The sequence below is a fragment of the Frateuria sp. sgz306004 genome (assembly GCF_057750885.1).
On the sequence record NZ_JBYLFE010000002.1, the window covers coordinates 331,242 to 357,946 of the forward strand.

General features: G+C 64.8%; 29 protein-coding genes, 1 tRNA gene and 1 other RNA gene. 19 read left to right on the plus strand and 12 right to left on the minus strand.

The genetic code is table 11. The annotated features are described in order from the left end of the window. The first annotated feature begins 101 nt into the window (after positions 1-101). Positions 102-1,613 (plus strand): anthranilate synthase component I, encoded by a 1,512-nt coding sequence (gene trpE, locus AC3G2C_RS04790; RefSeq protein ID WP_488383479.1) that lies wholly within the window; start codon positions 102-104, stop codon positions 1,611-1,613. A 2-nt stretch (positions 1,614-1,615) separates the two neighbouring features. After that, the gene (locus tag AC3G2C_RS04795) at positions 1,616-2,320 is read left to right on the plus strand and encodes a hypothetical protein (RefSeq protein WP_488383480.1); all 705 of its coding nucleotides are present in this window, start codon (positions 1,616-1,618) and stop codon (positions 2,318-2,320) included. Between the two features lie 209 nt (positions 2,321-2,529). On the opposite strand, the gene AC3G2C_RS04800 is transcribed toward AC3G2C_RS04795, so the two are convergent. Together AC3G2C_RS04800 and AC3G2C_RS04805 are read right to left on the minus strand one after the other, a co-directional pair. After that, the gene (locus tag AC3G2C_RS04800; RefSeq protein ID WP_488383481.1) at positions 2,530-3,243 is read right to left on the minus strand and encodes a M15 family metallopeptidase; all 714 of its coding nucleotides are present in this window, start codon (positions 3,241-3,243) and stop codon (positions 2,530-2,532) included. A 4-nt stretch (positions 3,244-3,247) separates the two neighbouring features. Further along, a complete protein-coding gene (locus AC3G2C_RS04805) occupies positions 3,248-4,468 on the minus strand; it encodes a dipeptidase (RefSeq protein WP_488383482.1) in 1,221 nt (406 codons plus the stop codon). Between the two features lie 102 nt (positions 4,469-4,570). On the opposite strand from AC3G2C_RS04805, the gene AC3G2C_RS04810 reads away from it, so the two are divergent. From AC3G2C_RS04810 to AC3G2C_RS04825, 4 genes are read left to right on the plus strand one after another with little or no spacing between them, the layout of a single operon-like run. Then, entirely contained in the window at positions 4,571-5,977 is a 1,407-nt protein-coding gene (locus AC3G2C_RS04810) for a C40 family peptidase (RefSeq protein WP_488383483.1), read from the plus strand. A gap of 5 nt (positions 5,978-5,982) precedes the next feature. Further along, complete coding sequence (locus AC3G2C_RS04815) at positions 5,983-7,092, plus strand: dipeptide epimerase (protein WP_488383763.1); 1,110 nt, start codon at positions 5,983-5,985, stop codon at positions 7,090-7,092. Continuing rightward, complete coding sequence (locus AC3G2C_RS04820; RefSeq protein WP_488383484.1) at positions 7,076-7,861, plus strand: L,D-transpeptidase family protein; 786 nt, start codon at positions 7,076-7,078, stop codon at positions 7,859-7,861. Before AC3G2C_RS04815 ends, AC3G2C_RS04820 begins: the two co-directional genes overlap by 17 nt. A gap of 1 nt (position 7,862) precedes the next feature. Next, on the plus strand, positions 7,863-9,011 hold the full coding sequence (locus AC3G2C_RS04825) for an NAD(P)/FAD-dependent oxidoreductase (protein WP_488383485.1): 1,149 nt from the start codon (positions 7,863-7,865) through the stop codon (positions 9,009-9,011). Positions 9,012-9,199: 188 nt separating this feature from the next. On the opposite strand, the gene AC3G2C_RS04830 is transcribed toward AC3G2C_RS04825, so the two are convergent. Further along, positions 9,200-9,391, minus strand: a complete 192-nt coding sequence (locus AC3G2C_RS04830; protein WP_488383486.1) for a hypothetical protein — start codon at positions 9,389-9,391, stop codon at positions 9,200-9,202. 209 nt (positions 9,392-9,600) lie between these two features. Between AC3G2C_RS04830 and AC3G2C_RS04835 the strand changes: the two genes are divergently transcribed. From AC3G2C_RS04835 to AC3G2C_RS04855, 5 genes are all read left to right on the plus strand, one after another. Beyond that, entirely contained in the window at positions 9,601-10,197 is a 597-nt protein-coding gene (locus tag AC3G2C_RS04835; RefSeq protein ID WP_488383487.1) for an anthranilate synthase component II, read from the plus strand. Continuing rightward, positions 10,194-11,267: an anthranilate phosphoribosyltransferase gene (gene trpD / locus AC3G2C_RS04840; protein ID WP_488383488.1), complete on the plus strand. Its 1,074-nt coding sequence runs from the start codon at positions 10,194-10,196 to the stop codon at positions 11,265-11,267. Before AC3G2C_RS04835 ends, trpD begins: the two co-directional genes overlap by 4 nt. 42 nt (positions 11,268-11,309) lie before the next feature. After that, positions 11,310-12,104: an indole-3-glycerol phosphate synthase TrpC gene (gene trpC / locus AC3G2C_RS04845; RefSeq protein ID WP_488383489.1), complete on the plus strand. Its 795-nt coding sequence runs from the start codon at positions 11,310-11,312 to the stop codon at positions 12,102-12,104. Positions 12,105-12,114: 10 nt separating this feature from the next. Next, positions 12,115-12,816: an HAD family hydrolase gene (locus tag AC3G2C_RS04850; protein WP_488383490.1), complete on the plus strand. Its 702-nt coding sequence runs from the start codon at positions 12,115-12,117 to the stop codon at positions 12,814-12,816. Positions 12,817-12,987: 171 nt separating this feature from the next. Then, positions 12,988-13,971, plus strand: coding sequence for a bifunctional helix-turn-helix transcriptional regulator/GNAT family N-acetyltransferase (locus AC3G2C_RS04855; RefSeq protein WP_488383491.1), 984 nt, complete (start codon positions 12,988-12,990; stop codon positions 13,969-13,971). Positions 13,972-14,239: 268 nt separating this feature from the next. Here AC3G2C_RS04855 and crp read toward each other — a convergent pair whose 3' ends face one another. Next, on the minus strand, positions 14,240-14,935 hold the full coding sequence (gene crp / locus AC3G2C_RS04860; protein ID WP_038623363.1) for a cAMP-activated global transcriptional regulator CRP: 696 nt from the start codon (positions 14,933-14,935) through the stop codon (positions 14,240-14,242). A gap of 278 nt (positions 14,936-15,213) precedes the next feature. Here crp and speD point away from each other — a divergent pair, with 278 nt between their 5' ends. After that, positions 15,214-15,999 (plus strand): adenosylmethionine decarboxylase, encoded by a 786-nt coding sequence (speD, locus tag AC3G2C_RS04865; RefSeq protein WP_019465856.1) that lies wholly within the window; start codon positions 15,214-15,216, stop codon positions 15,997-15,999. 190 nt (positions 16,000-16,189) lie between these two features. On the opposite strand, the gene coq7 is transcribed toward speD, so the two are convergent. Together coq7 and AC3G2C_RS04875 are read right to left on the minus strand one after the other, a co-directional pair. Further along, positions 16,190-16,831, minus strand: coding sequence for a 2-polyprenyl-3-methyl-6-methoxy-1,4-benzoquinone monooxygenase (gene coq7, locus AC3G2C_RS04870; RefSeq protein WP_488383492.1), 642 nt, complete (start codon positions 16,829-16,831; stop codon positions 16,190-16,192). Continuing rightward, entirely contained in the window at positions 16,828-18,033 is a 1,206-nt protein-coding gene (locus AC3G2C_RS04875; RefSeq protein ID WP_488383493.1) for a (Fe-S)-binding protein, read from the minus strand. Before AC3G2C_RS04875 ends, coq7 begins: the two co-directional genes overlap by 4 nt. A 140-nt stretch (positions 18,034-18,173) precedes the next feature. On the opposite strand from AC3G2C_RS04875, the gene rplM reads away from it, so the two are divergent. From rplM to AC3G2C_RS04900, 5 genes are all read left to right on the plus strand, one after another. After that, positions 18,174-18,602, plus strand: a complete 429-nt coding sequence (rplM, locus tag AC3G2C_RS04880) for a 50S ribosomal protein L13 (protein ID WP_130619814.1) — start codon at positions 18,174-18,176, stop codon at positions 18,600-18,602. Positions 18,603-18,611: 9 nt separating this feature from the next. Beyond that, positions 18,612-19,004, plus strand: coding sequence for a 30S ribosomal protein S9 (rpsI, locus tag AC3G2C_RS04885; RefSeq protein ID WP_488383494.1), 393 nt, complete (start codon positions 18,612-18,614; stop codon positions 19,002-19,004). 54 nt (positions 19,005-19,058) lie between these two features. Next, a tRNA-Gln gene (locus tag AC3G2C_RS04890) sits at positions 19,059-19,132 on the plus strand. A 207-nt stretch (positions 19,133-19,339) separates the two neighbouring features. Further along, positions 19,340-19,801 (plus strand): hypothetical protein, encoded by a 462-nt coding sequence (locus tag AC3G2C_RS04895; RefSeq protein WP_488383495.1) that lies wholly within the window; start codon positions 19,340-19,342, stop codon positions 19,799-19,801. Positions 19,802-19,824: 23 nt separating this feature from the next. After that, positions 19,825-21,939 carry a S53 family peptidase gene (locus tag AC3G2C_RS04900; RefSeq protein ID WP_488383496.1) on the plus strand — a complete coding sequence of 705 codons (2,115 nt, stop codon included), beginning with the start codon at positions 19,825-19,827 and terminating at the stop codon, positions 21,937-21,939. Between the two features lie 85 nt (positions 21,940-22,024). Here AC3G2C_RS04900 and rpiA read toward each other — a convergent pair whose 3' ends face one another. From rpiA to AC3G2C_RS04930, 6 genes are all read right to left on the minus strand, one after another. Continuing rightward, positions 22,025-22,666, minus strand: a complete 642-nt coding sequence (gene rpiA, locus AC3G2C_RS04905; RefSeq protein ID WP_488383497.1) for a ribose-5-phosphate isomerase RpiA — start codon at positions 22,664-22,666, stop codon at positions 22,025-22,027. 27 nt (positions 22,667-22,693) lie between these two features. Beyond that, positions 22,694-23,158, minus strand: coding sequence for an EVE domain-containing protein (locus tag AC3G2C_RS04910; RefSeq protein ID WP_488383498.1), 465 nt, complete (start codon positions 23,156-23,158; stop codon positions 22,694-22,696). Then, entirely contained in the window at positions 23,155-23,775 is a 621-nt protein-coding gene (locus tag AC3G2C_RS04915) for a 5-formyltetrahydrofolate cyclo-ligase (RefSeq protein ID WP_488383499.1), read from the minus strand. The genes AC3G2C_RS04910 and AC3G2C_RS04915 overlap by 4 nt, the downstream gene beginning before the upstream one ends. A 94-nt stretch (positions 23,776-23,869) precedes the next feature. Continuing rightward, positions 23,870-24,056, minus strand: a non-coding RNA gene (gene ssrS, locus AC3G2C_RS04920) — 6S RNA. Positions 24,057-24,062: 6 nt separating this feature from the next. Continuing rightward, entirely contained in the window at positions 24,063-24,386 is a 324-nt protein-coding gene (locus AC3G2C_RS04925; protein WP_488383500.1) for a cell division protein ZapA, read from the minus strand. Further along, positions 24,379-24,618 carry a TIGR02449 family protein gene (locus tag AC3G2C_RS04930; protein WP_488383501.1) on the minus strand — a complete coding sequence of 80 codons (240 nt, stop codon included), beginning with the start codon at positions 24,616-24,618 and terminating at the stop codon, positions 24,379-24,381. Before AC3G2C_RS04930 ends, AC3G2C_RS04925 begins: the two co-directional genes overlap by 8 nt. Positions 24,619-24,719: 101 nt before the next feature. Between AC3G2C_RS04930 and AC3G2C_RS04935 the strand changes: the two genes are divergently transcribed. Both AC3G2C_RS04935 and AC3G2C_RS04940 read left to right on the plus strand, forming a co-directional pair. Further along, entirely contained in the window at positions 24,720-25,283 is a 564-nt protein-coding gene (locus AC3G2C_RS04935) for a UPF0149 family protein (protein WP_488383502.1), read from the plus strand. Next, a complete protein-coding gene (locus AC3G2C_RS04940) occupies positions 25,241-26,590 on the plus strand; it encodes an aminopeptidase P N-terminal domain-containing protein (protein ID WP_488383503.1) in 1,350 nt (449 codons plus the stop codon). The genes AC3G2C_RS04935 and AC3G2C_RS04940 overlap by 43 nt, the downstream gene beginning before the upstream one ends. Positions 26,591-26,705: the final 115 nt, after the last annotated feature.

The following is a 26,705-nucleotide window of genomic DNA, read 5'->3' on the forward strand; positions in this document are numbered from 1 at the left end:
TGACCAGGCAAGGTTAGGCGCGTGGCGATGGCGGAACAAGCGGAAAAATGCGTCGCGAACTGGCTCCAAGGGGTTCGGTTCGCCGTGCGCCTGCCTCTACAATGGCCGTTCAAGCTTGGCCATCCGGACTCCCCTACGTGATTTCCCGAGACGATTTCGACGCGCTGGCCGCGCAGGGTCATACCCGCATTCCGCTGGTGCGCGAAGTGTTTTCCGACCTTGATACGCCGCTTTCGGTCTACCTGAAGCTGGCCGATGGCCCCTACACCTTCCTGTTCGAATCGGTCGAGGGCGGCGCTACTTGGGGTCGCTACTCCATCATCGGCTTGCCGGCCAAGCGCGTGTACCGACTGCGCGGCCACGAGCTGGAGGTGGAAGACGCCGGCGAAGTCACCGAGCGCCGCCACCTGGACGATCCGCTGGGTGAGATCGAAAAGCTGCGCCAACAGTACGACGTGCCGCGACTGCCGCAGTTGCCGGCCTTCAGTGGCGGCCTGGTGGGCTACTTTGGCTTTGAGACCATCGGCTACATCGAGCCGCGCCTGGCGCGCTGGGATCGCGCCGACGAGCTGGGTACGCCCGACGTGCTGCTCATGCTGGCCGAGGAAGTGGCGGTATTCGACAACCTCAAGGGCCGCCTGTACCTGATCGTGCACGCCGACCCGGCGCAGCCGCACGCCTATGCCCAGGCGCAGCGCCGACTGGATGCGCTGGTCTACCGCCTGCGCCAGAGCGGCGTGTCCTACCCGCAGCTCAATCAGTCCACCGCGCTGGACGAAAGCGATTTCAAGTCCTCCTTCACCAAGGAGGAGTTCGAGGCGATGGTGGAGCGCGCCAAGGAATACATCCGCGCCGGCGACATTTTCCAGGTGGTGCCTTCGCAACGCTTGAGCGTGGGCTTCAATGCTCGCCCGGTGGACGTCTACCGCGCCCTGCGCGCGCTCAATCCGTCGCCGTACATGTACTTCGTCGATCTGGGCAACACGCAGATCGTCGGCTCCTCGCCGGAGATCCTGGCGCGCCTGAAGGACGGCAAGGTGGTGGTGCGCCCCCTGGCCGGCACGCGCAAGCGCGGCGCCACCGAGGCCGAGGACCAGGCGCTGGAGGCCGAACTGCTCGCTGACCCCAAGGAGCGGGCCGAGCACGTGATGCTGATCGACCTGGGCCGCAACGATATTGGTCGCATCAGTGACACCGGCAGCGTGGAAGTCAGCGAATCCTTCGTGGTGGAGCGCTACTCGCACGTCATGCACATCGTGTCGCAGGTGCAGGGCACGGTGCGCCCGGATGTGGGCTACATGGACGTGCTCAAGGCGACCTTCCCGGCGGGCACGCTCAGTGGCGCACCCAAGATCCGCGCGCTGGAGATCATCCAGGAGCTGGAGCCGTACAAGCGCAACATCTACGCGGGCGCCATCGGCTGGATCGGCTGGTGGGGCGATGCCGACACCGCCATCGCCATCCGCACCGCGGTGATCCAGGACGGCCGCCTGCACGTGCAGGCGGGCGCAGGCATCGTGTACGACTCCGACCCCGCTTCCGAGTGGGAGGAGACCATGAGCAAGGGCCGCGCATTGTTCCGCGCGGTGGCACAAGCGGCCAAGGGCCTGTGAGCATGCGCGGCGTGCGACGCGGCGCGGTCATTTCCTGCGCCATCGGCCTTTCCACCGGCACCTTGATGGCACCGGTGCAGGCTCGCACGCCCGATGCCCCGCCCGTGTGGCGCGATGACGCCACCTCGCGTGTGGAGGTGCTCGCCTTGCTGCAATCACTCAACGCCGACCTGCTCAGCCACCCCAGCGCCACGTTGACGCTGGAGCGCTGGTGCGGCGTGCATCACCTGGCGACCGAGGCGAAGGTCGTGGCCGGCCGCGTGCATGGCGTGGATAAACCGCTGCCCGATGGCGCGCGCGAGCAGTTGGGTATCGGGCCGGACGAGCCGGTGCGCTATCGCCGCGTGCAGCTTTCCTGCGGCGGGCTGGTGCTGTCCGAAGCGGACAACTGGTACGTGCCCGCGCGACTCACCGAGGCCATGAACCAGACGCTGGATACCTCCGATACGCCCTTCGGCAAGGTGGTGCAGTCACTGCACTTCCGCCGCCAGACGCTGGCAGCGGACCTGCTGTGGTCGCCGCTGCCGCAAGGCTGGGAGATGGGCGCGCCGCTGCCGGCGGCGACTGGCGAACTGCAACTGCCGCATTACGTGCTGCAGCATCGTGCGGTGTTGTTCGATGCGTCGAACCGGCCTTTCAGTCTGGTGGTGGAGAGCTATACCGCCAACGTGCTGGCCTTTCCGCAGCCGGCGTTGTCTACGCGATAGGGCCGCTCTGCTTTGCACTTTCATCCCAGCGAATGCGGGATGCGCTTTTCAACAGCCGAAGGGCTGGTCATCCAGTGCCTTTACGTTCAATGATTTGCAGACGCTGGACCCCAGCGTTCGCTGGGGTGACGATCAAGGTCAGAGCATGCTTAGAGCTCTTGTGATGTCAGGCGAGAGGTAGTCGCAGGAAAGTAGATCGCGCCTGCTCGCTATTGCACCGGCACGTCGAAGATCTGCCGTGGTGTCGGCTCCGGCGTCAGCGTGTAGTGCCACCACTCCATCGCGTAGTTGCGAAAGCCGCCCGCTTCCATCGCCTGCCGCAGCCGTTCCCGGTTGGTGTGTTGCGCCGGCGTCGCTTGTGGTGAGTCGGTGTTTGCGCGCGTGCCGAAGTAGTCGAAGTCGGTGCCCATGTCGAGTGGCGCGCAATGGGTGTCATGCGCGTCGCATTGTTCCAGCGTGAGATCAACGGTGGCGCCACGGCTGTGTCCCGACACGGGCGCGATGTAGTCGCCGAGCAGGGCGCTCTTGTCCAGCTCGGGGTAATGCGCTGCCTTGGTGCGCTGATCGGACAGGTCACCCGCCCAGCGCACGAAATGCGCCACCGCCCGCGCGGGCCGATAGCAGTCGAACAGCTTCAGTCGCTGGTGTCGCGCGTGCAGCTCATGCTCCACACGCGCCAGCGCCTCGGCCGCCGGTTTCAGCAGCAGGCACTTGGGCGCCAGGTAGCCATCCACCGGCGCGCCGACGAAGTTGTCGCTGCCGGCGTACTTGATGTCTTCATCCATGTCCGGCGCCAGTGTGCGCACATCCACGAGACCCGCTTCGGCAGCGGTACGTGCGGGCGACAGCGGCGGAGCGTCGTCGGCGCGCGCGTGGGGGCCAAGCGGTACGGCCAGCACAAGGAACAGCAAGGCGCGGCGCATGGGCTCAGCCCGCTGTGTGATGGGTCTTGGCGTACTGCGTCACCTCGCCCCAGACGCGCAGCAAGTTACCGCCCCACAGCTTGGCGATGTCCGCGTCGCTGAACCCCTGGCGTCGCAGGGCGGCGGTGACGTTGCGTGTTTCGGTGGCGTCCTGCCAGCCATCGATGTAGCCGCCGCCGTCGAAGTCCGAGGCGATGCCGACATGGTCGATGCCGGCCACGTCCACCATATGGCGGATGTGCTTGGCGAAGTCGTCCACCGTGGGCAGCGGGAAGGCGGCATCGATGCGCTTCATGCCATCGATGTAGGTCGGCAGGTAATCGTGCTTCTCGCTGTCGTACGCCTTGTCACCGGCGGCCTTGGCAACCTGGGCCTGCAAGGCCTTTTCGGCCAGTTCGCGGCCGGGATCGAGCTTCAAGAAGCCCTTGTACGCCACCGCCTGGATCACGCCGCCCTTGGCCGCGATGGCGCGCAGCAAGTCATCGGGCAGGTTGCGCGGGTGGTTGGTGAGCGCGCGGGAGGAGGAGTGCGAGGCGATCACCGGCGGACCGGAGAGCGCCAGCACGTCGCGCACGCAGGCATCGGAGGAGTGCGATACGTCCACCATGATGCCCAGCTCGTTGGCGCGCTTAACCACGCTGCGCCCAAAGTCGGTGATGCCGGCGTCACTGAGCGGCGGGTCGCCAAGGTCGGCCTCCGGGGTGGAGCTGGTGCACAGGTCGTTGTGGCCCATGTGGGCCAGGCCGACGTAGCGCGCGCCGCGCGCATAGGCCTTGTCCAGGTTCTTGATGTCGTGGCCCAGCGAATAGCCGTTCTCCACGCCGATCATCGCCGAGAGCTTGCCGGCGGCGCGGTTCGCGCGCACCTCCTCGGGCGTGGTGGCCAGGCGGATGCGGTCGGGATAGGTCTTGAGCATCAGCGCGATGGCGTCGTACTTGCGCTGCGCCTGTGCCACCGCCTTGGCGTAGCCGGCTGGCGTCAGTGGCCCTTGCTCCACGTACACGATGAAGAACGCGGCATCCAGGCCGCCGCGGGCCATCTTGTCCAGGTCGACCTTGAGCACGGGCGAGTGCGCCGCATCAAAGCGCGGGTCATGCATGAAGGCAAAGGGGATATCGACGTGCGTGTCGAGGGTGATCGGGAGATCCTGCGGCGCAGGGGCGGCGGTGCTGCCAAGTGCCAACGTCATCGCGATGGTGCCACCCACGGTGCGTAACAGCTTCATGTCGTCCTCCCCGGATGTTGTCGAGGCATCCTACAGGTTCTTCGCCGCGCGAGGCGATATGCTCAGCGCTGGTGCGATCCGGTCGGAATACAAGGGCAGCGCATGCGATGTCTACAAGCGGTGGTGTGTTGGTTGGCGGTGCTTGCGGTGCCTGTGCCCGCGCTGGCGGCGAGTGCGGCGTCCCAGCCGGACGTGCCGCCGTCGGGCGTGATCGGCATGAGTGACGATGCCATGCTCGCGCCGGCGTACTGGATCCAGCAGCTGAGCGCGCCCGATCGCGTGTTGCTCGATGCTGCCGCCATCGAGGCGCAGAACCGCAAGCTCTATCAGCTCGATCCATCCATGCATGACCTGCGCAGCCTGCCGGCCAGCGTGTCGCGCGAGCAGGTACTGGCGTGGATCAACGGCATTTCCCAGCTGCCCAAGCGAGCCCTGTTCGACGAGCAGGGGCGGCGTGTGGAAGCGAGTGCGCTGCAAGGCGTGGTGGCTCAATTGGCACTGGACCGCGTGCCCGCGCAGCAAGCCCTGAATTATGGCCTGATTGTGCGGCGGGCCGCCTTGCGCAGCTTTCCCTCTGACCTGCGCGTGTTCACCACGCAGGGCGATGTGGATATCGATCGCTTCCAGGAGACGGCCGAATTCCCCGGTACGCCCGTGGCCATCGTGCATACCAGCCAGGACGGCCACTGGTTGTTCGTGGTGAGCCCACGCTACGCCGCCTGGACGCGTCGAGAGAATGTGGCACTGGGCAGCGCCGAACAAGTGTTCGGCTACCAGCAACGCATGCCCCGGCGCATCGTCACCGGCGCGCATGTGCAAACTGTCTATACCCGCGAACAGCCAGCACTCTCGCAGCTTGCGCTGGACATGGGCGTGTCGGTGCCCTGGTTGACCGATCACGCGGCCGATCAGCCGGTAAACGGCGAATCGCCCTATGCCGCCCAGGTGGTCGAGCTGCCCACGCGCGCTGACGACGGCTCGCTGCGATTGTCGCCCGCTCTGTTGCCGCGCCAGGGCGACACGATGGACGGCTATCTGCCGCTCACCGAGGCGAACATCCTGCGCCAGGCGTTCAAGTTCCTCGGCGAGCGCTACGGCTGGGGGCACGACTACGATGCGCGTGACTGCAGCGGCTTCGTTTCGGATGTGTACCGCAGCATGGGCGTGCAAATGCCGCGCGACACCGGTCGCCAGGCAACCAGCCCTGCGTTGAACCACCAAACCTTCGCCGCCGGCGATGACCACGAAACCCGCATGCGCGCCGTGCGTGCGCTGAACGTGGGCGACCTGGTGTACATACCTGGCCACGTGATGATGGTGGTGGGGCAGCGAAACGGAGAGCCGTACGTGATTCACGACACCACCGGCATCGCCTATCGCGACGGTTACGGCGAAGTGCGCCGGGTCAAGCTCAACGCCGTATCGGTCACCCCCTTGCTCCCGCTGCTGTTGGAAGACGGGCGCAGCTATGTCGACCACATGACCGGCATCGTGCATATACGCCCGTGAGCTCGATGCGCATCGAGGCGATCGAGCTGGGTGTGATGCGTGTGCCGCTGCGGCAACCGTTTCGCACGGCGCTGCGCACCGTCGAGCAGGCCGAGGACGTGGTGGTGCGTCTGCGCACCCATACAGGCCTGGTCGGCTACGGCTCGGCGCCACCGACAGCCGCCATTACCGGCGATACGCTCGCCTCGATCGTGGGCACGATACGCGGCGTACTGGCGCCGAAGCTGATCGGTTGTGTGCTGGATGAACCCGCGCGGCTCGACGCGATGATTCATGCGGCCGTGCCCGGGCAACCCAGCGCCAAGGCAGCGCTGGATATCGCCCTGCACGATGTCTGGGCACAGGCGCAGGGCGTGCCGCTTTACCGCTGGCTGGGCGGCGGCGTACCGCACCTGCGCACCGACCTCACCATCAGCGTGGATACGGTCGCCGCCATGGTCGCCAGCGCGCAGCAGGCGGTGGCGTTGGGCTACCGCGCGCTCAAGATCAAGCTGGGTCGCGAGTCCTCCTTGGATATCGCACGCGTGCTCGCCATCCACGAGGCCGTGGGCGCGCAGGCCAGCCTGCGGCTGGACGCCAACCAGGGCTGGACTGCCGAACAGGCCGTGCAGGTGATGCACACGCTGGAGCACGCGGGTGTGCGGGCGGAGCTGTTGGAGCAACCCGTGCCCGCGCGCGACATCGACGGCCTGGCCTATGTCACCGAGCGCGTGGAGACGCCCGTAGTGGCCGACGAAAGCGTCTTTGACGAGGCACAGGCCGTCACGCTGGCCCGTCGAGGCGCTTGCGACATCATCAATATCAAGTTGATGAAAGCCGGTGGCATTGCGCGCGCCCTGCGCATCGCCGACGTGGCGGCCGAGCACGGGCTCACCTGCATGATGGGCTGCATGCTCGAAGGCGCCATCGGCGTTACCGCTGCCGCCCATGTCGCCGCTGCGCGGGCTGCGGTGATCCGCGTGATCGATCTGGACGGCCCGGAGTTGTGCAGGTACAACCCGGTAGACGGTGGCGCGCATTTTCGCGGGCCCGATATCACCCTCGACGACGCGCCCGGCCTGGGCATCCACGGCGTGCGCGCGCTGGAGACGCTGGATGATGAGCACATCGCATGAACGTCGCCGTCCATTGGCGCGGTATCGCTGGAGCGCACTGGTGCTGTGGGCGCTGGTGGGCACCGTGATGGCTGCATCGCAAAGCGTCCCGTGGCAAAACGCGCGACAGATGGTGCTGGTCATCACGCCGGATTGGAACGCCGATCACGGCGTATTGCGCCGCTATGAATGGGTGCATGGCGACTGGCAGCCAGTGGGCGAGGCTCAAGCCGTGGTGGTGGGGCAGTCCGGCTCGGCCTGGGGCCTTGGCCTCAACGCGCCTCAGGCCGACGGGCCGCAGAAGCACGAAGGCGATGGCCGTAGCGCCGCCGGCGTGTATCGCATCGGCGAGACGTTTGGCTATGCCGCGAGCGCGGATACCCGTATGCCTTATCGCGCCTTGCAGGTGTCCGACTACTGCATCGACGTGAACGGCTCGCCCTACTACAACCGTATCGTGGACGCGCGCGAAGTGGGTGAGCAGGCCGTGGCCGGTTCGAGTGAGCCAATGCGCCGCGACCTGCACCTCAACGGCGACCCGCTGTACACGGTGGGTTTTGTCATTGAGCACAACGCCCAGGGCAAGCCCGGTGGCGGCAGTTGCATCTTCGCCCACGTATGGCGCGCGCCGACCGAAGGCACCGCCGGTTGTACTGCCATGCCCGAAGCCGTCATGCGTGACGTGCTCGCCTGGCTCAAGCCGGACGATCACCCCGTGTTCGTCCTGCTGCCGCAGCACGAGCACGCGCGATTGCATGCAACTTGGCACCTGCCTGAGGTAAAACCCTGAGATGACGCATTCCCTGCAGACCGATGTCATTGTGATCGGTGCCGGCATGGCCGGCGCCTCGGTGGCGTACTTCCTCGCACCACATGCGCGGGTGATCGTGCTGGAGCGTGAGGAACACGCCGGCGTGCACGCCACTGGTCGCTCCGCGGCGTTGTTCTCCGAAACCTATGGTTCGCCGCAGGTGCGCGCGCTCACCCGTGCCGCGCGACCCTTCTTCGATCAACCGCCACCGGGCTTTGCCGCGCACGCGATCCTGACGCCGCGCGGTTCGCTGAGCATCGCCCGCGCCGACCAGACCGATGCCGTGCATGCCGACTACGAGGAGATGGCGCCGCGCACCAGCGGGCTCCGCGTGGTGGATGCGGCGTGGCTGCGCGACACCGTGCCCGTGTTGCGCGCGGAGGCGGCGCAGATCGGCTTGTTTGAGCCCGGCGCGGCCGATATCGAAGTGCACGAATTGCACCAGGGTTTTCTGCGCGGCTTGCGCCAGCGCGGTGGGCACTTGCATTGCAACGTGGCCATCCGCGCCATCGAGCGCGATGCAGGCGAGTGGGTCGTGCATGCCGGCGAAGCGACTTACCGCGCGCCGCTGCTGTTGAACGCCGCGGGCGCCTGGGTCGATCAGGTGGCCGCGCTGGCCGGAGTAGCACCCATCGGCATCCAGCCGCGCCGTCGCTCGGCCTTTTTGTTCGAGCCGCCCGCCGGGCTGGATACGGCGCGCTGGCCCTTTGTTATCGACCTGGACGAAACCTTCTACTTCAAGCCCGATGCCGGCCTGCTGCTGGGCTGCCCGGCCAATGCCGACGACGTGCCGCCGCACGACGTGCAGCCGGAGGAGCTGGATATCGCGATCGGCATCCATCGCATCGAGGAAGCCACCACCATGAGCATCCACCGGCCTCGGCGCAGCTGGGCCGGGCTGCGCTCCTTCGTGGCCGATGGCGACCTGGTGGGCGGCTTCGCCCCCGATGCCCCAGGATTCTTCTGGGTGGCCGCCCAGGGCGGCTACGGCATCCAGACCAGCGCCGCCATGGGCGAAGCCTGCGCCCACCTGGCGCTGGGTCGCCCGCTGCCCGGGCATTTGCAGGAGGCGGGCATCACGGCGGACATGTTGGGCCCGGCGCGGCTCATCGGTGCCCGTGGCGATTGAGTCGGCGGTTTGGCATAGGGTTTTGCGCTTTGCGCCAGGCCGCCCGCGAAACCTGGTGGAATCGGAGGACTTTGTTCCGGCTAGCGCCGGAGGCGCTTTTCAACGGCCGAGGTCAGGTCATCCAGTGTCTCAAGGTGCTAGCCCTGCTTTTCGCAGGGCCTCGCTGCCTGGGCGCGGCTGCCCATCGCTTAGTGCTGGATGCGCCTGAACACATCGGCCCAGCCGGGCCAGTCGGAGGTTACCCAGTTTCCATCGCCGCGGAGATATTCCCGCTCCCAGGCGTTCAGCGCGCTACGTTCTTCCTGGGAAAGCAGGCTTTCCGCATGAATCATGCGTTCGATCACCAGCAGGTACGTGTACGCGTTCGATGGCTCGGGCATGGAAAGCTCTCCGGCATGTGAGTGTCCAAATGTCGCTTGGGATGTGTGCTACGGGGCACTTAGCGTCATGTTGCACCGCACGGTATCCTCTCCCCGTTGACCACTGCTTCGATGCGGCCAACTAACTATGTGATGAGCGGGTCGCGTGGAGACACTTCCGATCGGCTGATTTTCATGTAAGTAATTGATGATCATAGAGTTGATTGCGTATGTTGCTAATGATCGATAACTACGACAGCTTCACCTTCAACCTCGTGCAGTACCTGGGCGAGTTGGGCCAGGAGGTGAAGGTGGTGCGCAACGATGCGCTGGACGTGGCGGGTATCCGCGCGCTGCGGCCCTCGCACATCATGATTTCGCCGGGGCCGGGTACGCCCGACGATGCCGGCGTGTCGCTGGATGTGTTGCGCGAGCTGGCCGGCGAGATTCCCGTGTTCGGTGTGTGCCTGGGACATCAGGCCATTGGCCAGGTATTCGGCGGCAAGGTGATTCGCGCCAAGCAGATCATGCATGGCAAGACCTCGCCGGTGCGCCATCGCGGCCAGGGCGTGTTCGCCGGGCTGCCCGATCCGTTCGAGGCCACGCGTTATCACTCCTTGGTGGTGGAGCAGTCGTCGCTGCCCGATTGCCTGGAAGTGACGGCCTGGACCGAGAACGCCGACGGTTCGATCGACGAGATCATGGGTTTGCGCCACAAGACCCTCAACGTTGAGGGTGTGCAGTTCCATCCCGAGTCGATCCTCACCCAGTACGGTCATGACCTGCTGCGCAACTTCCTCGGCCTGCCGTTGAAGCTGGCCGCATGAGCGCGGCGGAGACGACACCGGTGGGGCGCCGCGTCACCATCACGCCGCAGGAGGCCCTACAGCGCACGATCGAGCATCGCGAGATCTTCCATGACGAGATGATCGAGCTGATGCGACAGATCATGCGCGGCGAGGTGAGCCCGCTGATGACCGCGGCCATCATCACCGGCCTGCGCGTGAAGAAAGAAACCGTGGGCGAAATCACGGGCGCGGCGCGCGTAATGCGCGAGCTGTCGGCCAAGGTGGAACTGCCGCCGCACGAACATTTCGTGGATATCGTGGGCACGGGCGGCGATGGTGCCTCCAGCTTCAACATTTCCACCGCCTCCATGTTCGTTGCGGCAGCGGCTGGCGCGCGAATCGCCAAGCATGGCGGGCGCAGCGTGTCCTCCAAGTCGGGCAGCGCGGATGTGCTCGAAGCATTGGGCGCGGTGATCGACCTGCCGCCGGCCATGGTGGCGCGGTGCATGGAAGCGTGCGGCATCGGCTTCATGTTCGCGCCCAACCATCATCCCGCCATGAAGGTGGTGGCGCCGGTGCGCAAGGAAATGGGCGTGCGCACGCTGTTCAACATTCTGGGCCCGCTGACCAACCCAGCCGGCGCGCCGAACATCCTTATGGGTGTGTTCCACCCCGACCTTGTCGGTATCCAGGTGCGCGTGCTGCAGGCGCTGGGCGCCAAGCACGCCTTGGTGGTGTGGGGGCGCGACGGCATGGACGAGATCTCGCTCGGCGCGGCCACCCTGGTGGGCGAGCTGCGCGACGGCGAAGTGCGCGAGTACGAAGTGGAGCCGGAGGATTTCGGCCTGTCCATGGCCTCCAGCCGCAACCTGCGCGTGGAGAATGCCGAAGAATCGCGCGCCATGTTGCTGGAGGCGCTGGAAGGCCGCCGCGGCGTGCCGCACGACATCGTATGCCTCAATGCGGGCGCAGCCCTCTATGCGGCGAACGTGGTGGACTCCATTGGCGCGGGCATTGAGCTGGCACGGCAAACCATCGCCAGCGGCGCGGCCCGTGCAAAAATGGACGCCTTCGTGGCCACCACGCGGCGCCTCGCGGAAACCGCCTGACGCTCACGCTCCCTTCATGCCTCGACCCCGCAAGCTTTTGACATGACCGACATTCTTCAACGCATCCTTACCCGCAAGACCGAAGAGGTCGCCGAGCGCAGCGCCAAGCTGCCGCTGGCCGAACTCGCCGCGCGCGTGGGCGACCTGCCCGAAACTCGCGGCTTTGCCGCCGCCATCGAAGCCAAGATCGATGCCGGCCTGCCGGCGGTGATCGCCGAGGTGAAGCGTGCCAGCCCGAGCAAGGGCGTCATTCGCCCGGATTTCGACCCGGCCGCCATTGCACGCAGTTACGAGCTGGGTGGCGCGGCCTGCCTCTCGGTGCTGACCGACAAGGACTTCTTCCACGGCAGTGAGGATTTTCTGCAGCAGGCGCGCGAGGCGTGCTCGTTGCCGGTGCTGCGCAAGGATTTCGTGATCGATCCGTACCAGGTGTACGAAGCGCGCGCGATCGGTGCCGACTGCATCCTGTTGATCGTCGCCGCACTCAGCGATGCCGCGCTGCTCGACCTGTCGCTGCTGGCGGCGGAGCTGGACCTGGACGTGCTGTGCGAAGTGCACGACGCGGAAGAGCTGGAGCGAGCCCTGGCCTTGCCGGTGCCGCTGATTGGCGTGAACAACCGCAACCTGCGGACCTTCCACACGTCGCTGGAAACCTCGCTGGAGCTGCAGCAGCTGATGGAATACGACCGCATCCTGGTGAGCGAGTCGGGCATCCACACGCCCGACGACGTGGCTCAACTGCGCGACGCGGGCATCAATGCTTTCCTCGTAGGCGAGGCATTCATGCGTGCCGCCGACCCGGGTGCAGAGTTGAAGCGACTGTTCGCCGACCAGTAAGAGCTGCTCCATGTCCACAGGGGAAAACCATCCAGAGCCGATGGCGGCGGAGCCGGGCGCGGCTGCGTCGCGCGTGGTGCTGTTCGACTTCGACGGCGTGCTGATCCACGGCGACGCGTTCTATCTATTCATGCGCGAGCGCTATCAGCGCTCCGTGTTGCGCAAGCTGGGGGCGCTCGTCGCCCTGCCATGGATGACCTTGGTCGCGCCGTTCTCGCGCAAGCTGGCGATGCGCGCACTGGTGCACGTGGCCCTGTTGGGGCTGGATGAGCACCGCTACAAGGCCGCCGCGCGGGCGTTCGGCGCCAGCCTCGTGCGTCGCCCGCGCCAGTTCAGCCGCGATGGCCTGCGCGCGCTGCGCCAGCACCAGGCGGCGGGTGATCGGGTGATCGTGGTGACCGGCTGCGAGCACGAGCTGGTCAGCCACATCTTGGCCGAACTAGGCCTGGCCGATGTGGAGGTGCTCGCCTCCCGTCTTGGGCCCGGTCCGCTAGGCATGCGCGTGAAGCTGCACAACGTGGGGCGTCGCAAGCCCGCCCAGCTTGCCGCGTTTGGCGTGCGCGAGTGGCATGTGGCCTATAGCGATTCACTGGTCGATGCGCCCATGCTCAAGCCTGCGGCAGAGGCCGTGCTGGTGAACGGCACGCCCAAGCTGTGCAAGAAGCTGGAAAAGGCGCTGGGGCGCACCATTACCCGCGTCGACTGGTTCTAGCCGGCAGCCGTCACCGGGCCGCGTTGGGGTCCGAGTCAATCCATGAACACGGGTGCCGGTGCGCGGTTCGTGCGCCGGTACGCGTGTTCGCTGGTTCCCTCGGCGGGCACTTGTGTTCGATGCCGAGCGAGATTTACGTTAGTTCTTACATAATTGCTCGGGGGCTCACTTATGTATCTTCCATCGCTTGCTCAATTGGCCCTCGGTAGCCGGCTCAAGTCGCTCAGCGATCACTTTTACGCGGCGGTGGACGAGGTCTATCGCTCCTGCGGCGCGGGAGTGGAGTCGCGCTGGTTTCCGGTGCTGCGCTTCCTGTGGGAGCACGGCGAAACCACCGTGAGCGACGTTGCTTTCGCGATTGGCCAAACCCATTCGGCCGTGAGCCAGTTGGCCGACAAGTTGGTCGACGCGGGCCTGGTGCAGCGCAAGAAGGACGCCCAGGATGGCCGGCGCAGTCTGCTGGTGCTCACCGAGAAAGGCCGATCGGCGCTGTCGGCGCTGGGGCCGATCTGGGTGGCGGTACGCCGCGGCATCCAGCGCTCACTGGGCGAAGAGGGCTTGGCAACGCTGTTGGTGGCGCTTGCCGACACCGAGCGGGCACTGGAGGAGCGGCCAGTGGTGGACGCCATGCTGGCCGAGCACGGGTCGCTGGTATCCGCAGCGCTGGAGATCGTGCCCTACGAGCCCGCGCTGAAGGATCACTTCTACCGTCTCAACGCGCAGTGGCTGGAGAAGCACTTCCGCATTGAGGACATCGACCGCGAATTGCTCGGCGACCCGGAGCGCTACGTGCTGGCACCTGGCGGCGCCATCTTCTTCGCCCGGCTGGCTGGCGAGGTCATCGGCACCTGCGCGCTCTTGCAGGAGTCGCCCGGGGTGTACGAGCTCTCCAAGATGGGCGTGGACGAAACGTTTCGCGGCATGGGCGCCGGTCGCAGCCTGTTGGCCGCGGCCATTGAGGAGTTCCATCGCCGCGACGGCCGGGAACTGTTCCTGGAATCCAACAGCCGCCTCAAGACGGCGCTGCGCATGTACGAGCAGGCCGGCTTTGCGATGCAGCCGGGCACGCGCTCGGGTTCGCACTACGAGCGGGCGGATGTCTACATGGTCTACCAGCCGGAAAAGAAGCAAACGGTGCGGGCGGCTCAAGGTTAAGGATGCTCTGATTTTGATCGTCATCCCAGCGAACCCCAAAAAGGGGGCAAGAGGTGGGATCCAGCGTCTGCAAATGCTTGAAGGCAAGGGCACTGGATGACCAGCCTTCGGCTGTTGAAAAGCCCCTCCTGCTCTTGCCCCCTTTTTGGGGTTCGCAGGAATGACGAGCAACAGGTCGTTTAAGCAGACCTTCCTTAAGTCGGCCCCAAACGACAACGTCCCGGCTGGGCCGGGACGTTGGATGGAGCGACGGCTTGGCTGACGCGGGTTAGCGGGTGCCTCGCACCACGATCGTCTTGCCGGCCACGTCGATCATGCGCTGCTCCTCCAACTGCTTGAGCACGCGGCCCACCATTTCGCGCGAGCAGCCCACGATGCGGCTCACTTCCTGGCGGGAAATGCGGATCTGGGTGCCATCCGGATGGGTCATCGCGTCCGGTTCCTGGCACAGGTCCAGCAGGGTCTTGGAGATGCGATTGGTTACATCCATGAAGGCCATGCGGCTGACCTGGCGTGAGGTGCGCAACAGGCGGTGCGTGAGCTGCGAGCCAATGGCGAACAGAATTTTGGGACATTCCTCACGCAGCGGCCCCTCCATCAGCTGGAACAGGCGTTCGTAGCTGATCTCGGCCATTTCACAGGCGGTCCGGGTGCGCACCATGGATTCGCGCTGGGCCTGCTCCACGAACAGCCCCATTTCGCCAATGAACTGGCCCCGGCTCAGGTAGGCCAGGATCAATTCGCGGCCTTGTTCGTCCTCCGTGCACACGGCCAAAGAGCCGTCCACGATGTAATACAAGGTGTTAGCTGGGTCCCCCGGACGAATGATGGCCGTCTTGCCCGGGTAGCGGCGCCGGTGGCAGAGCGCCAGGAAGCGCTCCATCGAGGCCGGGTCTGGCGCAAAGTTGGCCGGTGCCTGGGAACGTTCAAATGCTTGCTGTAGCTGATATTTGAGTTGCGCCACGATAAGTCCCGTAGATTCATTCCGGAGGCGCTGAGGCGCCTCCGGTAGGTCCAATCTTTCCCCCTCCAGGCATTATGGCAAACTAATCTGACCTGCCGAAGGTTCAGTTTTCCCTTTTTTTGCCGCATACTTCACGGTCTTTCGGACGCGCTCCTGTCGCGATCCGGTCACAAGGGTCGTGGAAGCTTCCTGCCTCTACGTCGAATTATCTAGCGGGGACCCTTGTAGCTAACCCGCCTCTACTGCTGGCCGTGCATCCCGGCCATGGAGAGTCGAAAGTGGTGAAACCCCTTCCCCGTTTGCGCCTGCAGGGCTTCAACAACCTGACCAAGGCCCTGAGCTTCAACATCTACGACATCTGCTATGCGGTGTCCGAAGAGCAGCGTCAGCGCTACATCGAGTACATCGATGAGCAGTACGACGCCGACCGCCTGACCCAGATCCTGACGGATGTGGCCGAGATCATCGGCGCCAACATCCTCAACATCGCACGCCAGGACTACGACCCGCAAGGCGCCTCGGTCACCATCCTCATTTCCGAGGAGCCGGTGGTGGAGAAGCTGGGCCGCGACACCATCTCCGATGCCGTGGTTGCGCACCTGGACAAGAGCCACATCACGGTCCACACCTACCCGGAAACGCACCCCCACAATGGTATTGCGACCTTCCGCGCGGACATCGACGTGGCCACCTGCGGCGTGATCTCGCCGCTCAAGGCCCTGAATTATCTGATCGATAGCTTCGAGTCGGACATCGTCATCGCCGATTACCGTGTGCGTGGTTTCACCCGCGACGTGAAGGGCAAGAAGCACTTCATCGATCACAAGATCAATTCGGTGCAGGACTACCTGGCCAAGCACATTCGCCAGAAGTACGAAATGTTCGACGTGAACGTGTATCAGGAAAACATGTTCCACACGAAGATGCACATCAAGGACTTCGACCTTGATACCTACCTCTTCGAGGCGCATGCCGACGATCTCTCCTTCAAGGAGCGCCAGCGCATTGAGTCGCTGCTGCGCCGCGAGATCGAGGAACTGTTCCACGGTCGCAACCTGATGTAACGAAAAACCCGCCGAAAGGCGGGTTTTTTTTGCGCTGTGTCTTTCGTGGCCTGGAGTAGTGGCAAAAGGTTGAACTCTGCCACCGTGCTCATGCTCGCTGTCATCCACGCGCCGTTTGCACTGGGATGGATGCCGTCGCCGTGCGCGGTCTGCGAAGCGGGGGTGCCAATGGCCCGCTCATGCGCTGGTCTCAGACCCGATAAGCCACCGTCTTCATCACCATCGAGCTGAGGTGCATCAGACCCGGGATGGGGAACGGCAGCTCCACGCCGCCGCGTTCGCGGGCATCGTGCGCATGGCGAATCTCATCCGCCTGCATTTGCACCAGTACCGCGCGCGAGCGCTCGTCTTGCGGCGGTAGCTTGTCCAGGTGCTCCTCCAGATGCGCCTCCACCTGGCGTTCGGTTTCCACCACAAAGCCCAGGCTGATCGGGTCGCCGGCCAGGGCGGCCAGTGCGCCAATGGCGTAGCTGCCGGCGTACCACAGAGGGTTGAGCAGGCTTGGGCGGCTATCCAACTCCTTTAGGCGATCGGCGCACCAAGCCAAGTGGTCGGTTTCCTCGGCGGCTGCATGCAGCAGGTGTTGGCGGTTCACCTCGTCGCGGGCCAGTGAGGCCTGGCCATCGTACAGTGCCTGTGCGCACACCTCGCCTGTGTGGTTGATACGCATGAGGCCGGCGGCATGGCGGCGCTCAGCATCGTCCAGGTCCGCCTCGTCAAAGGCGTCGGCGGGCGAGGGGCGGCCTGCTTCCGGGGAGCCGGCCACGGTTTCCAGGGCACGTTCGAGACCAGCCAGCAGCCGATCCAGCGGGGAAAGCGTGCGAACGTTCATGGCGAAATCTCCAGTTGCTCGGCCAGCAGAGTCAGCGGGTGCTGGTGCGGCCAATGTCGGCCTTGCGCATCCATGCCCGCGGCAAGATGCAGGCGACATCCAATATTGGACGACAACAACTGCTCCGGCGCCAAGGTGGCGATATGTCCCAGCACGCCCTCACGCAAGCGAGCGGCGCGCTCGGGGAACTCCAGCATATGGGTGCCCGCGGCGCCGCAGCAGTGCGGGGGGCGCGGCACGGTGGCGACATCCAGGCCCGGTACCCGCCGCAGCAGGGTGAGCAAGGCCGACTCGCTGCGAGCCACATTAAGTTGTGTGCAGGGTAAGTGCAGCGCCACGCGGCGAGACAATGGTCGGAACGACAGATGTTCGGCCCGCTCGGCGAGCAGCGACACTGGATCGAGCACGGCGGTATCCGGCAGCGCGCGGCGTAGCGTGCCCAGGCAACCGGGCGTGACGCTTACCAGCGATTGCGCACCCGAAGCCTGCCAGCTCTCGCGCACGCGCTCGGCCAGACGCTCGGCGATCGTCATGTCGCCACCATGCAGGTCCATCGCCCCACAGCAGAACGCAGGCAGGCGCGTGACCTGGTAGCCCGCAGCCCGCAGCAGGGTAACGGCGGCGCGCTCTGCGTCGGCGTCCTCCACGCTGGCTACGCAGCCGGGGAACAGTGCTACGTGTGGCGCATCCGTAGCTGGCGCCGGCGCGTCGGGCAATGACACCGGGGAAGGGGCTTCCCAGGTTTGCAGCGCGGCCCGCCAGGCCGAGCCTACGGGCAATCGCCCGGCCAATCGTTGTTTCCAGCGAACCATGCCCGTGGCGCCGCCTAGCCGGGCGGCCATCCGCAGCAGGGTGGGCTGGCGCAACAGGTCCAGTAGCAGGCGTGGCCGGTTTGGCGACGGGCCGACCAGTGAGCGTGTCTGCACTAAGAGCTCGTCATACTTTACGTTGGCCGGGCACACGCGCTGGCAGTTGAGGCAGCCCAGGCAATGATCCAGATGGCGTCGCAGGGCCGCCGTGGGCTCGGCATCGCCTCGCGCCAGGGCAGCGGCAATGGCAATGCGTCCGCGTGGCGATTCAGCCTCGTTGCCATCCAGGGCGTAGGTTGGGCATACCGGCAAGCACAGGCCGCATTGCACGCACTGGTCGGCGAGCGTGCCGATCGTCTGTTTTAGAGTGTGGGGGGGCTTTTCAAAGGCCATGATGATCATGCTATCATTGCCAGCTCGCAGCCCGCCGGTCGGTGGGCTTGCGCGATAGATGAAAACTCCGTTATCATCTCGCGCCTTTGTTCCACCGATTATGTGTACCGCCCATGCGGCGGCAGCCCAGGTATTCTGAAATGAAAACGTTCAGCGCCAAGCCGGAAAGCGTCAAGCGCGATTGGTTCGTGATCGACGCCACCGATAAGACGCTCGGTCGTCTCTCGACCGAGATCGCCCGCCGTCTGCGCGGCAAGCACAAGCCGGAATTCACCCCGCACGTCGATACCGGCGATTATATCGTCGTGGTCAACGCAGAAAAGGTGGCCGTCACCGGCGCCAAGCTGGACGACAAGATGTACCACCGCTTCACCGGCTACGTCGGTAACCTGAAGACGACCAGTCTGAAGGACCTCCTGGCGACCCACCCGGAGCGCGTCATCGAAATCGCCGTCAAGGGCATGCTGCCGAAGAATCCGCTCGGCCGCGCGATGTACCGCAAGCTCAAGGTGTACGGCGGCGCCGAACATCCGCATACCGCTCAGCAGCCGCAGGCGCTGGAAATCTAAGGAATCATCATGGCGATCCAGCAGAATTACGGCACCGGCCGCCGCAAGACCTCCGCCGCTCGCGTGTTCCTGCGCAAGGGCACCGGCGAGATCACGGTCAACGGCAAGACCCTCGACCAGTTCTTCGGTCGTGAGACCTCGCGCATGATCGTGCGTCAGCCGCTCGAACTGATCGAAGCTACCGACAAGTTCGACGTTAAGGTCACCGTCGCTGGCGGCGGCATCACCGGCCAGGCTGGTGCGATCCGTCTCGGCATCGCCCGCGCCCTGATCGAATACGACGAAAGCCTGAAGTCGCCGCTGCGTAAGGCCGGCTTCGTGACCCGCGACGCCCGCGAGGTCGAGCGCAAGAAGGTCGGTCTGCACAAGGCCCGCCGCGCTACCCAGTTCTCGAAGCGCTAATCGCGCTTCGACTGGCCGGTGCATCAAGTCAGAGCGCACCGCTCAGCAGGGTATTGGGAGATCGTCTAACGGTAGGACAACGGACTCTGACTCCGTTTATCTAGGTTCGAATCCTAGTCTCCCAGCCACATCAAGGCTCCGCTTCGGCGGGGCCTTTTTGTTTTTGGCTCTGCATAAGGGTCTCAAGGCATACGGGGCTCGTCCCGAGGCCGGCGGGAAGCCGGTCGAATGACGACGGTGTTCCCACATTGTTCCCACAACGTTCCCACATCACCCTCAAGCGGCAGCGCTTTTTCTATCGGCGACGTATCCCTGGCTCGCGCTTGGAGATCAGTTTGCCGCTGGGCACCACTGACTATCGCGAGGCGCAATACCTCGCTAGGATGCTCGACCGCAAGTTTGTACGGTTGATGGTTTCACTCTCCTCTATGGTTGATCTACAGAGCATCCTCCGACGCGAGCTCCTCCGCGTCATTGAGAACGACAGGCAGCGTCATATCGCAACCCCGGCGGGTCGACCGGTCTACGCCCACGCGGTCGAGGGCTGGAATATGCTCGCCGCTGATCTTGAGCAGATTGATCTTGACCTCGCGGATGCGCGCCGTGACCTGGCCCGTCGAAACACCCCTGGAATCGAGGAGTGGGTGGATGACGTAATGGCGGAATTTGGGATACCCCAAGAGCGACGTACTGAGTTGGCTTTGGGTCTCGCCCAGGTGCGGATTCGCGCTGGGGGGAGTGAGGTGCGTGACACCCGATGTCCTTTTCGATACTTCGATTGGGAGGAGTCAACGTGAGATTCACTACGGAGAGCGGTCGGATGACCGCAAAATCGCTGGCGACGCTGCTCGTTGCTGGCATGGGTGCAGCCTTCGCCGCCCAGGCGGGCGCCGCCACCATCGGTGTGTTGTCAACGCCGCTGGTAACTCGAGCGGTGAACGACAATGATCGCGTAGCGCTGGAGGGCAACGTATCGCCGTTTGCCACCAGCGCAAATGATCGCGGTGCTGTCGCCGATAGTCAGTCGCTGGAGCATCTGCAACTGCTGCTCAAGCGACCAGCCGATCGCGAAGCGGCGCTGCAGAAGCTCATGCAGGAGCAGCAAACCCCAGGTTCGTCGAACTATCGCAAGTGGCTCACCGCCGAGCAGTTTGGTCAGCAGTATGGGCCGTCGCAGTTGGATATCGATGCGATCACCGGCTGGCTGAAATCTCACGGCTTTACCGTCAACCGCGTGTACCCCAGTGGCATGATGATCGACTTCTCCGGCACCGCTGGCCAGGTACGCGGCGCCTTCAACACGGAGATCCATCATCTGAGCGTGGGCAATGCCCCGCATATCGCCAACATGAGCGAGCCGCAGATTCCGGCGGCCTTCGCCTCGGTGGTGGATGGCGTCGTGTCGTTGCATGACTTCCGTCCGCATACCAACATGAAGCCTCACGGTGACTACACCTTTACCAGTAGTGGCAGCACTTACCAGGCGGTGGTTCCGGCCGATCTGGCGAAGATCTACAACTTCTCGCCGCTGTTCAGTGCCGGCATCAATGGCGCTGGACAAACCATCGTGTTGATCGAAGACACCAATGTGTATTCGACGACCGATATCACCACGTTCCGCTCGACGTTTGGTCTGCCGGCCGGCACCTTTACCCAGGTGCATCCGGGTGGCTGTACCAACCCGGGTGTAGTGACTGGCAACGATGGCGAGGCAGAGCTGGATGTGGAGTGGGCGGGTGCTGCTGCGCCCGGTGCCGCGTTGGAGCTGGCCTCCTGCAAGGACACCTCCACCACGTTCGGCGGGCTTATCGCCATCCAGAACCTGATCAATGCCAGCGGCACGCCGCCGGCGATCATGAGCGTGAGTTACGGCGAGTGCGAGGCGGAGAATGGCGCCACCGCGAACGCGGCGTACATCTCCACCTATCAACAAGCCGCGGCGGAAGGCGTGTCGGTGTACGTGTCTTCGGGCGACGAAGGTGCGGCCAGTTGCGATGCCAACCAGACAAAATCCACGCATGGCATCGGTGTGAGCGGCTTTGCTTCCACACCGTACAACGTGGCCGTGGGTGGCACGGACTTTGGTGATACCTATGCGGGCAGCAACAGCACGTACTGGAGCTCCACCAACGGCTCCACCTATGGCTCGGCATTGTCGTATATCCCGGAAATTCCCTGGAACGACTCGTGCGCCAGTGTGCTGATCTCCACCAAGAGCGGCTACAGCACGCCTTATGGCACGAGCGGCTTCTGCAATAGCGCTACCGGCAAGGCCTACTACCTGACTACCGCGTCAGGCAGCGGCGGCCCCAGCGGCTGCGCCAGTGGCAAGGCCAGCACGACGGGCGTGGTGAGCGGCACCTGCAAAGGCACGGCAAAGCCGTCGTGGCAGTCGGGCTTCCTGGGCAATCCGGCCGACGGCGTGCGTGACATTCCGGACATCTCGCTGTTCGCGGCGAATGGTGTGTGGGGTCACTACTACGTCTATTGCTACAGCAACACGGCGGGCGGTGGCGTGGCCTGCACGGGTGCGCCCAGTGCGTGGGCGGGTGCCGGTGGCACCTCGTTCTCTTCGCCGATCATGGCGGGCATCCAGGCGCTGGTGAACCAGAAGATCGGCGCTAGCGTGGGTAACCCGAATCCGACGCTGTATTCGCTGGCGAAGACGGAGTACGGCAGCAGTGGCAATAGCTCGTGCAACTCCAGCAACGGCAATGCGGCTGGCAGCACCTGCGTCTTCTATGACGTGACACAGGGCGACATGGACGTGAACTGTACCGGCACGCACAACTGCTATCGCCCGTCGGGCACCAATGGCGTGCTGTCCACGTCGAACACCAGCTATGCCAAGGCCTATGGCACGAGCACCGGCTGGGATTTCTCAACCGGCATCGGCACGGTCAACGCGGCCAATCTGGTCAACGCCTGGCCATAACCGCGTAGCGTAAGGTGAAAACAAAAACGCCTCCCGGGTAACCGGGAGGCGTTCTTTCTTGGCAGTGGGCAAAACGTAGAGCGAATTAGATCACTTTGTCGCCCACCAGCACCACATCCGCCGCGCGACGCGCGAACAAACCGACGGTAACGATGCCCGGAATCTGGTTGAGATCGCTTTCCAGTGCCACCGGGTCGGCGATCTGCCAACCGTGCACATCGATGATCCAGTTGCCGTTGTCGGTGACCACGCCATCGCGCCACACCGGGTTGCCGCCGCGCTTGACGATCTCGCGACCCACCAGGCTGCGTGCCATCGGGATCACCTCGATCGGCAGCGGGAACTTGCCCAGCAGGTTGACCAACTTGCTGGAATCGATGATGCACACGAACTTCTCGCTGGCCTCGGCCACGATCTTCTCGCGCGTGAGCGCGGCGCCGCCGCCCTTGATCAGGCGCTTGTGCGGGTCGCACTCGTCCGCGCCGTCCACGTACAGCGAGAGCGGTCCGGTGGCGTTGAGGTCGAGCACGGGAATACCCAGGCGCTTGAGGTGCGCGGTGGATTGCTCAGAGCTGGACACCGCGCCTTGGATGCGATCCTTCAGATCGGCCAGCGCGTCGATGAAGTAGGCCACGGTGGAGCCGGTGCCGACGCCGACAATGGCCCCGTCCTCCACGTAGCGGATGGCGGCTTCGCCGGCCAGGCGTTTCTCGTTGACGTTGCTCATGGGTGCGTCCCGGTAAGTGAGTGAGGCTTATTCCATCGTCAGAATGTGGCGCCATTCGGCAGCGCCCACCGGCATGACCGATAACCGGTTGCCCTTGCGCACCAGCGGCATCTCAGCCAACGCAGGCTCGGCCTGCAACGCCTTGAGCGTAATGGTGTGCTTGAGCTTTTTGACGAACTTGACCTCCACCAGCATCCAGCGCGGGTTGTCGCGCGAGCTGGCGGCGTCGAAATAGTTGCTTTTGGGGTCGAACTGGCTGGGGTCGGGGTAGGCGTCGGTGGCTACCTCGGCGATGCCCACAATGCCGGGTTCGTCGCAGTTGGAGTGATAGAAGAACACCTTGTCACCCACGCGCATGCCGTCGCGCATGAAGTTGCGCGCCTGGTAGTTGCGTACACCGTCCCAAGGCTCCTGACCCTTGCGCTTGAGGTCGTCGATGGAAAAGGCGTCCGGCTCGGATTTCATGAGCCAGTATTGGGGTGTCTTGCTCATGCGTGAGCGGCTCCGTCTTCGCCGGTGGCGTGGCAGTCGATCAATTCACGATCGGTGGCGATGAAATCCAGTGGTACGTCCCATGCTTCCTCATCAACGCTGGGCAGCTCCTGAAAATCGTAGGCAATGCCCACCAGCAGCGGCTCGGTGGGGCGCACCTGCTCGTTGAGAAAGGCGAAAGCGCGGTCGTAATAGCCGGCGCCCATGCCCAGTCGGTTGCCTTTGCGATCAAAGCCCAGCAAGGGCACTAGCACCAGGTCGAGCTGGAAAGGCTCCAGCAATTCCACGGGCTCGGCCGGTTCGGGAATGCCGTAGCGATTGGGCTGCACCGCTTCGCCCGACTGCCAGGGCGCAAAGCGCAGGCGGTGCTCGGGGCCGATCACCGGCAGCAGGAACTGTTGGCCGCGGCTGGCCAGCGGCGGAATCACCAGGTTCAGCGGCAGCTCGCCGTCGCAGGCCCAGTAACCAGCCACGCGTGCGTCGGTGAGGTATTCGGGCAACTGCTCCAGGCTGCGGCGCAGGCCCTGGGCCGCGGCGATGCGTTGGGCGGGCGTCAGTGCGCGTCGTTGCTCGGCCAGTTGCCGGCGTCGTTCGCGTCGCTGGGCGATGGCGTCCACGTTCGCGTCTCCTGCTGGTGGGGCGCCCCCAGGCGTTTGGCGAGGGGCCCTTGGACATACGGCGCCGTGAGGCGCCGTATGAGGGTAAGAGGTGGCGTTAACCGCGATGCCGCTGCCCACCAAACGACCTTGATCCACGATGGATCAGGTGGGAGGGCGACATGGTCTCAAGGCTTTCCGCACGTGGCGGACATGCACAACAACCGATGAAAAGCCGACCCGGGGCCGTATTTAGGAACAAGGCAAATGTAAGAGTGTGCTGGCGCACACCGCAGAAAACGCCGTGACTATTTTATGTGGGCGTCCAGTGCCGCTTCAAGCTTGCGACGCAAGGCAGCCAAACCTTCGCTCACGCCCTGGTCAGAGCCGGTGTGCTGCTTGCGTAGCGCCAGGTACTCGTGGGTGATGCTGATGGCGGCCAGTACCGCCAGGCGGTCGAAACCCGGCGCCTTGGCGTTGGCTCGCAGCTCGCGCATCTTGCGATCGAGAAAGGCGGCCGATTCGAGCAGCCCCTCGCGTTCGTCTGGCGCGCAGGCGATCAGAAACTCGCGCTCCACCAGGCGCAGGGCCACCGGTTCGTTGGCGGGGGGAGTCGTGTTGCTCTCAGCCATTGTTTTCGAGCGCCTTCAGTCGCTGGATCATTGCCTCAACGCGGCTGCGCGCCTGCTCGTTGCGTGCCATCAGCCCCGCGCGCTCGGTCGCCAGTTGCTCCTGGCTATGGCGCAGGCTGCGATTTTCCTCGTTGAGGCGTCGCACCATCTCCAGCAGTCGGTCCACCTGCTCGCCGAGGGCGACAAGCTCCTGCTTGACGGGGTCTGGCTTGACGGAATCGGGTGCGCTCATGCCCGAAACTATAGCAGGAGGTCCGCCGAAAACAGCAGGCTGGTCGGCGTTTCACAGGGCACTGCATTAAACTGGCGGCTTGACTTGAAAGGAGCACCGCCATGGCCACCCATCCGACGATCGGCTACGACGAACTGGACGATGCCGTCACCCGTCTGCAGTTGGGTGCCCAATCCAGCGAACTGCACGGTTCATTGTGCGGGTTCCTCGCCGGTGGTGGTGACATCGCCAAGGGCGCGTTGTTGCAGACCCTGCATGTGGACGCCGAGACGGAAGTTCCCGCCCCGCAGGATCTGCGCTTCCTGGACGACCTGGTCGAGCAGACCCGTGCCGAACTGGCTGACCCCGAACTGGGTTTCGAGCCGCTGCTGCCGGCCGACGACCGCCCGCTGCCCGAGCGCGCCGATGCCCTGGTCGACTGGTGCCGCGGCTTCCTGGGAGGGTTTGGCCTGGCCGGCGCCCAGGCGCACGGCAAGCTGACCGAAGAGGCGCAGGAGATCCTGCGCGACCTGGGCACCATCGCCGCCTCTTCGTTCGATTTCGGCGACGAAGCGGAAGACGAAGATGCGCTGATCGAAGTGCATGAATTCGTGCGCATGGGTTCCATGCTGCTGTTCGCCGAATGCGGTCGCCGCCCGGCTGCCAACAGCGACACCGTGCATTGAGCATTTCCCCCGAGGAATTCGCCCGTCGCCGCCGCCAGCTCATGCGCATGGCGGGCGACGATGCGGTGCTCCTGATTGCCGCCGCGCCCGAGCGCGTGCGCAACGCCGATGCCAACTGGCCGTACCGGCAGGATTCGGATCTGCATTACCTCTCGGGCTTTCCCGAGCCCGAGGCGGTGCTGGCCTTGCTGCCTGGACGCAAGCACGGCGAGGCGGTGCTCTTTTGCCGCGAGCGCGACGAAGAACACGAGCGCTGGCACGGCGAATCCATCGGCACCGATCGCGCGGTCAGCGTGCACGGCATGGACGATGCATTCCCCATCGATGACATCGACGACATCCTGCCGGGCATGATCGAAGGGCGGGCACGCGTGTACTGCCACTTTGGCCGCGAACCGGAGTTCGACGCGCAGTTGCTTGGCTGGATGCGTCGCCTGCGCCAGCTGCGCGGCGGCGGCGTGGTGCCCAAGGAATTCGTGGCGCTGGGGCATTTGCTGCACGACCTGCGCCTGTACAAGTCACGCGGCGAACTGAAGCTGATGCGTGCCTCCGCCGCCATCGCCGCCGACGCCCATCTCGCCGCCATGCATGCGGCGCGTGTCGGTCGCCATGAGTACGAGGTGGAAGCGGAAGTCGTGAGCCTGATGCGTCGACGCGGCGCGGTGCCGGCGTTCCCGCCCATCGTCGCCAGCGGCAGCAACGCCTGCGTGATGCACTACACCGCCAACCGCGCCGTGCTGCGAGATGGTGATCTACTGTTGGTGGACGCCGGCGCCGAGGTGGATTGCTACGCCTCCGACATCACCCGCACCTTTCCCATCAGCGGTCGCTACAGTCGCGAACAGCGCGCGCTTTACGAAGTGGTGCACGCCGCGCAACTCGCCGCCATCGACGAGGTGTTGCCGGGTCGCGATTTCGGCGCCGCGCATGCCTCTGCCGTACGCGTGATTGCCGAAGGCCTTTGCGCCCTCGGCCTGCTCAAGGGCGATGCCGACACGGCGATTGCCGAAGGCAGCTACAAGCGTTTCTTCCCCGCCAAGACCGGTCATTGGCTGGGCCTGGACGTGCACGACGTGGGTGATTACCGCGTGGACGGCGAGCCGCGACTGCTGGAGCCGGGCATGGTGGTGACGGTGGAGCCGGGCATTTACGTGTCGCCGGGCGACATGAGCGTGGCGGAGCGCTGGCGGGGTATTGGTATCCGCATCGAGGACGATGTGGCGGTGACGCGCGATGGTCATGAGGTGTTGACGGCGGGAGTGCCGAAGGATGCCGATGACATCGAGGCGTTGCTGGGGGCGCGCTGAGGCGCGCTTTTTCGTGGTTGGCTGTGAGCGTGCGGTCGCAGCTTGATGGTTTGGCGCGCTGTTGTCGCGTACGGGATCGTCCTTTGTGCGAAGGTCGGGTTACTTTCTCTTGCCT